Raw genomic sequence first — 8,354 nt, 5'->3', positions numbered from 1 at the left:
AGGCAGAGGTCACAGGTTCGACTCCTGTCGGGTGCGCCATTTTTACTGGCCTGTAGCGCACCTTGTTGTCTTTATAGTGCTTCTTTGGCCCTGCTGATTTCGAAACCGACGCGTATGAAGATGTGTACAGTAGCGTGACCATCGCCCCGCAGTGGGACGAATACGATGGCTTTGAAGTCGACTCAAGCCTGCGCGCTAAAATCATTCTGCCACAAGCCAAACGACGCTTTTCCGCCATCATTGGTCGCGGTGACTTCGACGACTTCATCAATAATCAACAAACCACCCGACCAACCGTCATTCGACGCGCCAATGCCGATGAAGAATGGATGGTAGGTTTAGGTTTTGACCCTTTCGTAGAAACTGAGCACGACTTGTCTTTCGGGGCCGGTTTCCGCGGTGGCCTAGCACTTGAACCTTATGTTCGTGCCCGTTACCGGTACGAGACCATTGTGAACGAACGGAGTGAGCTGCACTTCCAAACGGTCGGCTTTTGGCGTGACACCGATGGTTTTGGCATCGCTCAAACCATCGAACATGACTTTGCCATCAGTGAAAAATGGTTCAATAAATTTTGGCTGCGCGGCACCTTCGCTGAACGCATCGAAGGCGTGCGCTGGCATGCGTCAGATACAATCTACTACATCTACCATCCAGAGCGCGCCGTTGGCGGTGAAATATGGTGGTACGGTGAAACTGACGCAGAGGTTCCCTTGCAAGACTATGGTGCTAAATTCTTGCATCGTGCACGCGTGTTACGGGAATGGTTTTATGTCGAAAGTTGGGTCGGTATCCATTGGCCACAAGAGGAGTTACATGATTCGCAGTCGTTGGTGATCTTTTTGGTGAAATCAGTCACTGGGACTCACGTTTTTATCGTACTTTGGTGAACCTCTTTGCGCGCCCCGCCTTTCTTACGCAAGAGTTTGTGCGTGGCCGCCATGCCTCGTATGTACCGCCATTACGGCTGTATTTTTTCATTTCATTGATCTCATTTTTTGTGCTGACGTCACTGAATGTGTTTTCGGTCACCCCAATTGAAGCAAACCCACCGGTTGAGACCGCGCCCCCCGGCTCCGCAGATATAGATGTTACGGCACCTTCCCAAACACCTACGGATGCTAGCTTAGGGACAGAACCAAGTACGGCCGAGGAAGCAGATCTTGAGCTCCTCGAAAACCCCAACATAAATATACCTTTCATCAGTGATGAACAGAACCAAGCGCTTCAACAACGTTACGACGTGATGTCAAAAGATCCAGACGTCTTAGTGAAACGTCTTGTTTCGCTCGCGCCTCAGACCATGGTTTTGATGCTGCCGTTTTGGGCGTTGTTTCTAAAGTTAACCTACATATTTTCCAAACGCTATTATCTGGAGCACTTGACGGCAGCCCTGCACACCCATGCTTTTTTGCTGCTTTGCTTGTCAGCCTTAACGCTATTAGAGAAAGGCTCAGTTTGGGCGACTGGCATCTCAGGCAGCCCATTGTTTGTCGACGTTGTGGATTGGATAGAAAACCTGCTGTTGTTTTGGATGCTCAGCTACATGCTGTTCACACAAAAGCTATTTTATGGCCAAAGTTGGCCAATGACGCTTTTCAAGTTCCTGTGGTGTAGCCTACACGGTTCTACTAAGCCTAGCCTTACTTGTCATGACCTTGATTGGATTTTTAACCGCATAGAGAGCAGATTTTGCCGACACATCAACCCGCTATCGTTATTCCTGCGTACAACCCCGACAACCGTCTCATTGATTTGGTACGCAACTTGCGTGCGCAAGAGTCGAACACGCGGCCAATTATTGTCATCAATGATGGTAGCGACGATGCCTCCATCTTCAATGCGCTGGCACAATTTGATGCCATTACCGTGCTTCATCATGATCATAACCAAGGCAAAGGTGCAGCCTTAAAAACTGCATTTCACTGGGTGCTTGAACAATGCCCAAGCTGTTCTGGGGTAATCACCGCAGACGCGGACGGCCAGCATTTGCCAAAAGATATTCTGCGCGTGGCGCAAGTGTTCGCGAAACAACCACAAGCCCTCTGGCTCGGCAGTCGCAACTTCCGTGAGAAAGGTATTCCTTTTCGTTCATGGCTTGGCAACACTTTTGCCCGTGCGACTTTTCGTCTTGGGCTACGTATTAATATTCCAGATACCCAAACCGGACTACGTGGCGTGCCACGGCAATTGTTACCCGAACTCGTCAAAGTTGAGAGCAATCGCTACGACTTTGAGCTCGATATGCTAATCATTGCCAAGCGCGCACAGCTTGAGTTCCTCAGCGAACCCATTACCACCGTCTATGAGAATGGCAATAAGTGTAGTCACTTTAAACCACTCCAAGACTCAGCACTGATTTATAAGAAGTTCTTAAAGTTCTCAGGGGTGGGTATCGCTTCTGCGTCCATCGACTACGGTCTGTTCGCGGCAATCTATGGCTTTACCGGAGAAATTCTCGTGGCCATCGCTTGCGCGCGATTGTGTTCAGGGAGCTTTAATTTCAGTCTGAACCGCAAATGGGTGTTTGGGAAAGGCGGTTCTTTAACGCGTGATGCCAGCCAATAGACCTTGCTGGCTATGGTACTGGTGGGTGTCAACTACGGTCTCACCAAAGGTCTCGCCTGGGTTGGTGTTTCACCATTTATCGGTAAACCTACGGCAGAAGTGATCGTCTTCTTAATGAGCTATCGTTTTCAGAAAAAATTAGTTTTCAAGTCGCATTAACCTATCCATCGTTACATTTTGTGTATATTTAACCACATTTTTAATATATATATTCAATAATAAATTATTCCAAAATCTCTTGAACAACTTTTTCACCATAGGTAAGGTTTCGTATGGAAGCCTTACACCATCGGCCTAGTGGAATTTTAGAACCCTCTCAAGTTGACTATACAACCACACAAAACCCCGTAAAAATGGCGTTTAATTATACAACTTTTCAGTTTGTCTGACTTTACTCCTCTACAAAACAGACTATTGTTAAGTTGTATAAACAAGTTGCGCCAGAATAATATGGTGCAATAAAGCTCAACTATAAAAATGATAATTTATTCAGGGTGACACCATGCAAAGAAGACCTCTTTCGACGCTTTCTCTTGCTATCAGCTTGGCCTTAGTGCCAACCTCAGCGGTATTAGCGCAAGATAACGAAGCTCAAGCAACGGATGCTGATGAACGTATTAAAGTTACTGGCTCGCGCCTACAACGCGCAGAAGCAGATAGCGCTGCCCCAGTACAAGTTTTCACAGCAGAAGACATTGAAGTCTCTGGTGTAACCTCAGTCGATGCAATCTTACAAAAGATGTCAGCATCGGCTGGTTTTGCTGGCAACCAAAGTAACGCCTATTGGACCGGCAACGGCTACGGGACGACCCAAGTCAACTTACGTGGTTTAGGCATCAACCGTACGCTAGTTCTCCTGAACGGCCGTCGTGTCGTTAATGGTGGTACCGGCGCAAACAGCTCGGTCGATTTGAACATGATCCCGATGGAAATGATTGCCCGCATCGAAGTATTGAAAGATGGCGCTTCAGCCATTTACGGCGCTGATGCTGTTGCCGGCGTGGTCAATATCATTACCAAGAAAAGTTACGATGGTTTCGCTATTGAAGGTCGTATCGGCTCAACTGACGAAGGCGATGGCCAAGACCGCAGTGTCAATATGACCTTCGGCACCAGCAGTGACAAAGGTCGTATTATTGCGAGCGTGGGTTATCGTACGGCTGAAGAAATCAATATGGCAGACCAGGCAGGCTGTGCACTGGCTGAAGTTACACCTGGCGAACTGTCATGTGTAGGTAGCTCAAGCACCAACGGCGGACGTGCAACCATTCTTTCTGGCCCAAATGCGGGTGATCGGATCAACTTCAACCAAGATCCAAATGGCGATGGCGACTTCTTCGAACCTTACGATGGCGCCAAGCATAACTCTGATTCGTTTGAGTACCTGAACGCGGTCAACCCAATCACCAACTGGAATTTCTCGGTCATTGGTGACTATCAGCTTACCCCTGATACCATGGTTTTTGCGGAAGTCATCTACAACAACCGTAAGTCAGATCAATTGGCAACCCCAGGCACTTTGCGTGACATCGTATTTACTGCCGATCACCCAACGAACCCAACCGGCGAAGACATTCGCTTGGATCGCCGTCGTCTACTTGAAGGCGGTCCACGGACCTTCTTCCAAGACGTCAACACCTTCCGTACCGTGGTCGGTTTGAACGGCTACCTACAAAGTGGCTGGGAGTGGGAAGTTGCCTACAATTATGGTCGCAATACTGCCATCGACGGCATGACCAACATCGTCAACTTAGAACGTCTTGCCCAAGGCCTTGACGCGGACACCTGTGGCAACAACGGTATTCCGTGCATTGACTTGCTTGGCTACGGTGACGTCTCACAAGAGGCTCTGGAACACATTTTGTTCCGTACCACAGACAACGGTGGTAACGAACAGCGCTCACTTACCGCAAACATTACTGGTGAACTATTCGATCTCCCTGCGGGATGGGTGCCGGTCGCCTTCGGTGTCGAACAACGCAAAGAAAAAGGCTGGCGCCATCCCGACTCCTCGATTGCTGCGGGGATCATGAATACCAACCAAGCGGAACCTATTGAAGGCAGCTACACCGTTAACGAAGTATACGTCGAAACGGCTGTACCACTGCTACGCGACGCACCACTAGCGCAGTCACTTAGCTTAGAGATGGCCTATCGCTACAGTGATTACGATACCTTCGGTAGCGACGGCAACTACAAAGTTGGTTTGCAATGGCAAGTTTCTGACGGTTTGAAAGTACGTGCCACACAATCAACCGCGTTCCGTATTCCAAATATTCCTGAGCTCTTTGGTGGCGTTGCAGAAGGTAACTTAACCACCACAGACCCTTGTGATGGCTGGGATCAAGCAGGCGCGAACCCAACAGTTGCAGCAAACTGTCAAGCTGATGGTCTGCCAGCAGGTTACACCCAATTTGGTTCAATCGTCCTGACCACGGTCGGTGGCAACCCTGACCTCAAACCAGAAGATGCTGACACCTTCACCGCGGGTTTTGTTTGGGATGTAAGCTTTGTTGAAAATCTGCAATTGACCGTCGATTACTACAATATCGATGTGAAAAATGCGATTCAGACCATTCCTGGCTCTACCAAGCTCTCTGTTTGCTACACCTCACAAAACATGTCGCATCCGTTCTGTAATCCTGAACATTTCACGCGCGACGACTTAACCGGTGAGATCAACTTCCTCTCGGCACAGCCAACCAATGCGGCAACAGAAAATGTTTCTGGGATTGATATGGCGTTGTTCTATCAAACGGACATTGCCGGCTGGAACAGCGACTTTAGCTGGAACCTAAGCTATCTTGACGAGTACACCTTCGCTCCGTTTGAAGGCGCAGAAGAAATCAAGTATGCGGGCTACATCACTGGTGGCCGCGGCAGTTACACGCACTGGCGTTCAAATGCCAATGCAACCTTTGCCAAGGATGATTGGCGCGTGCATTACTCAGTGCAATACATTGGCGGTGCTGACGATATCAACGCTGCTCCAGGAGACATCGGTGACCACTCACCAAGCGTTTTCTACCATAACCTGCAAGGCTCGTACTTCATGAACAACAACCTGAGCTTTACCGCTGGGGTAAATAACTTGTTCGACAAAGACGCGCCGTTTATCCAAAGCTGGACTGACGCGAACACAGATACAATGACCTACGATCTTCTAGGTCGTCAGTTGTACTTCAAAGTTCGTTACAGTTTCTAAGCACCTGCTCGTTGCCGCAGTTCACTGCGGCAACCTTCACTTTCTCAAATTGAGGTAATACATGACGCAGGTTAAACATTCCAGTCGCTGGCGCGTATGGCACCGCTGGCTTTCTTTGGTGTTTGGCGTACAAATGGTGCTCTGGAGTATCAGTGGTGCCTACATGGTGTTCTTCGACATTGATTACATTCATGGCGACCACCTGATCCAAGATATCTCTACCCCAATCACGACCACTGGCTCGATTGCCAGCGTTGACGCAGTGTTGGCGAAATACCCTCATACCCAAACCTTGGAACTTGAAACCCGTTGGCTGAACAACCAAGCCACTCCGGTTTACCATCTTCAAGGTCACCAAGGGGAAGCAGTCATAGATGCAGCATCGCTCGCGCCAATAGCTTTCTCGCAACAGGACATCGAAGCTTTAGCAGTTCGTTACTACGCACTGGACGATCCAAAGATCGCTTCTACCGTTTATCTCACCGATGAAGCACCGAGTGAGCTCAATCCGAAGCTGTTGCCAATTTGGCAGGTCAACTTCGATGACTTTGGCAGCACCAGTTTATATCTCTCTGAAGTCAGTGGCGAATTACTGGTAAAACGCCATACCTTCTGGCGCGGCTTTGACATTTTTTGGATGATCCACATCATGGATTACAAAGACCGTGTCGATATCGAAACCTGGTGGTTGCAAGGATTTATCATTGGTACTTTTCTTCTCATGATCACCGGTGTCGTGCTGTTGTTCTTCACCATCAGCTTCAAGCGCAAACCTAAACAAGGAGATTCCGCATGATGCGTTTTATGCAATGGCTCCACCGTTGGGTTAGCCTTATTCTCGTGATTCAAGTATTGCTGTGGCTGATCAGCGCTACTGTGTTCACCCTGATGGGGCATCACGGGATGTCTGGACATCAGTATAAAACCCACAGCCATCCTGAGATGCTTAGCGCGTTGACGCCGAAGTGGCCGATTGCCGCCGTGCATCAAGCCTACCCTGAGGCCACTCAAGTGCGCCTCACAAGTGTGTTAGATGTGCCGCAATATCGCGTCGAACACGCTGGTAAAACCATCTTTCTTGACGCCAATACCGGTGAGCTTTGGGAAACCTCGATCGCCACTGCTGAACGTATCGCTATGGCAAGTTACGAGGGGCCTGGGCAGGTGGAAATGGTCACAGCTGTTGACGGCTCAGACGAGCTGGTCGACTGGCAACAACCCGGCTTTCGTATTGCCATCGACGATGACCTAAATACCCGTATATACGTTGATAAAGCGTCGGGCGATGTTGTTGATCACCGTAATACACCATGGGTCATCGCAGACTGGGCGTTCCGTTTACACTTTATGGATTACACCGGTGGTCGCAGCTTTAATCACTTGCTGATCTGGAGTGCCGGGCTGTTTAGTTTATGGTTTGCGCTGTCAGGATTAATCTTGTTGTTCCGCAATATCGCTAAAGGCGACTTCAATCCACGCCGACGTTCGACTTGGTTAGAGCAACTACAAAGCGAAGCAAAACCAATCGCCAGTAGTTGTGGCGGTGGTGGTACCTGCGGACTTTGTAAAATCACCTACAATTCCGTGGTTAAACCTAAGGCGACAGCTGCTGAAAAAGCCATGCTTAGTGACGCAGATCTTGCCGCCGGCATGCGTTTAGCTTGTCAGCATCGCGTCAATCATCATGACCAGATTGAATTGGCAGACGCACAAGCAACGACACACCTGTTAACGCTGGTCAACAAACGTCAACTGTCGCCGTCCATTGTTGAGCTGACCTTTACCGCAGCAGATACCTTACACTATCAAGCGGGTCAGTTTTTGCAGTTCAACATACCGCATCGCGATACTGTCGTTACCCGCCATTACTCCATGGCAACTGCGGCGACAGAACAACAACTGGTGTTTACCGTGCGGAACATGCCTGCACCTGCAACAGGACTCCCAGCAGGTATCGGCTCAAGCTACTTGACTAAACTAGAAGCAGGTCAGCAAGTCGAAGCTGTGGGCCCATTTGGTGACTTCGTGCGCACCTCAGATAATCAGCATACACAGCTGTTTATTGGAGGCGGTGCTGGTATCGCACCACTCCGGGCACTCTTGCAAGACGAGTTGCAACAGCCCCAACCGCGGAACTGCGTGTTCTTCTACGGTGCGCGACAGGAAAATGAATTGTGCTATCGCGAGGAATTCAGTGGCAGTGACGCTGTGACTTATACACCAGTCCTTTCCGAAGAAAGTTGGAGTGGCGCAACAGGCTATGTCCACGAAACGGTCGCCAATTGGCTGGCTGAACAGGATGTGAGCCAACTTGACGTCTACGTCTGTGGTCCGCCGCTGATGCTCAACGCCACGTTGGAAATGCTTGCTGCAGCAAACATTCCACGCGAGCGCATCCGCCTCGATGACTTTGGTATCTAAAGCGACTTCCCTCAAGCGTTTGAAGTTGACTTCAAACGCTTGAGGCCCACCACTTTACGCCTCCCCGCTCATAAAAGACTGCTCTGGTGCCCTGACACTTGCAACCCAAACATACTGATCCGTACCAGTACTTTTGGACACCGAGCTAAGTGAGTAAAAT

The 8,354-nt window shown here is 49.4% G+C and carries 5 protein-coding genes and 1 pseudogene; all 6 read left to right on the top strand.

Annotation, left to right across the window (positions count from 1 at the left end; genetic code table 11):
- Nucleotides 1–122: 122 nt before the first annotated feature.
- The 6 genes and pseudogenes from NOG12_RS12655 to NOG12_RS12635 all read left to right on the top strand — a co-directional run bounded on the left by NOG12_RS12655 (nt 123) and on the right by NOG12_RS12635 (nt 8,194).
- Nucleotides 123–890 carry a hypothetical protein gene (locus NOG12_RS12655; RefSeq protein WP_313933444.1) on the top strand — a complete coding sequence of 256 codons (768 nt, stop codon included), beginning with the start codon at nt 123–125 and terminating at the stop codon, nt 888–890.
- Nucleotides 887–937 (top strand): annotated as a pseudogene (locus NOG12_RS13375) (hypothetical protein); the annotation flags it as partial. The gene NOG12_RS12655 and the pseudogene NOG12_RS13375, both read left to right, overlap by 4 nt.
- Nucleotides 938–1,692: 755 nt before the next feature.
- Complete coding sequence (locus NOG12_RS12650) at nt 1,693–2,568, top strand: bifunctional glycosyltransferase family 2/GtrA family protein (protein ID WP_313933443.1); 876 nt, start codon at nt 1,693–1,695, stop codon at nt 2,566–2,568.
- 502 nt (nt 2,569–3,070) lie between these two features.
- Nucleotides 3,071–5,773, top strand: a complete 2,703-nt coding sequence (locus tag NOG12_RS12645) for a TonB-dependent receptor (RefSeq protein WP_313933442.1) — start codon at nt 3,071–3,073, stop codon at nt 5,771–5,773.
- Between the two features lie 61 nt (nt 5,774–5,834).
- The gene (locus NOG12_RS12640) at nt 5,835–6,569 is read left to right on the top strand and encodes a hypothetical protein (protein ID WP_313933441.1); all 735 of its coding nucleotides are present in this window, start codon (nt 5,835–5,837) and stop codon (nt 6,567–6,569) included.
- Nucleotides 6,566–8,194, top strand: a complete 1,629-nt coding sequence (locus NOG12_RS12635; protein WP_313933440.1) for an FAD-binding oxidoreductase — start codon at nt 6,566–6,568, stop codon at nt 8,192–8,194. Before NOG12_RS12640 ends, NOG12_RS12635 begins: the two co-directional genes overlap by 4 nt.
- The last annotated feature ends 160 nt before the right edge of the window (nt 8,195–8,354 follow it).

The organism is Pseudidiomarina fusca (genome assembly GCF_032227045.1).
GTDB lineage: Bacteria > Pseudomonadota > Gammaproteobacteria > Enterobacterales > Alteromonadaceae > Pseudidiomarina > Pseudidiomarina fusca.
This window is presented reverse-complemented; position numbering and strand designations above follow the sequence as displayed.

Bases quoted from the DNA above. Each gene is read 5' to 3' on its own strand.
- NOG12_RS12645 (WP_313933442.1), top strand. From the start codon at position 3,071: ATGCAAAGAAGACCTCTTTCGACGCTTTCTCTTGCTATCAGCTTGGCC.
- NOG12_RS12640 (WP_313933441.1), top strand. From the start codon at position 5,835: ATGACGCAGGTTAAACATTCCAGTCGCTGGCGCGTATGGCACCGCTGG.
- NOG12_RS12635 (WP_313933440.1), top strand. From the start codon at position 6,566: ATGATGCGTTTTATGCAATGGCTCCACCGTTGGGTTAGCCTTATTCTC.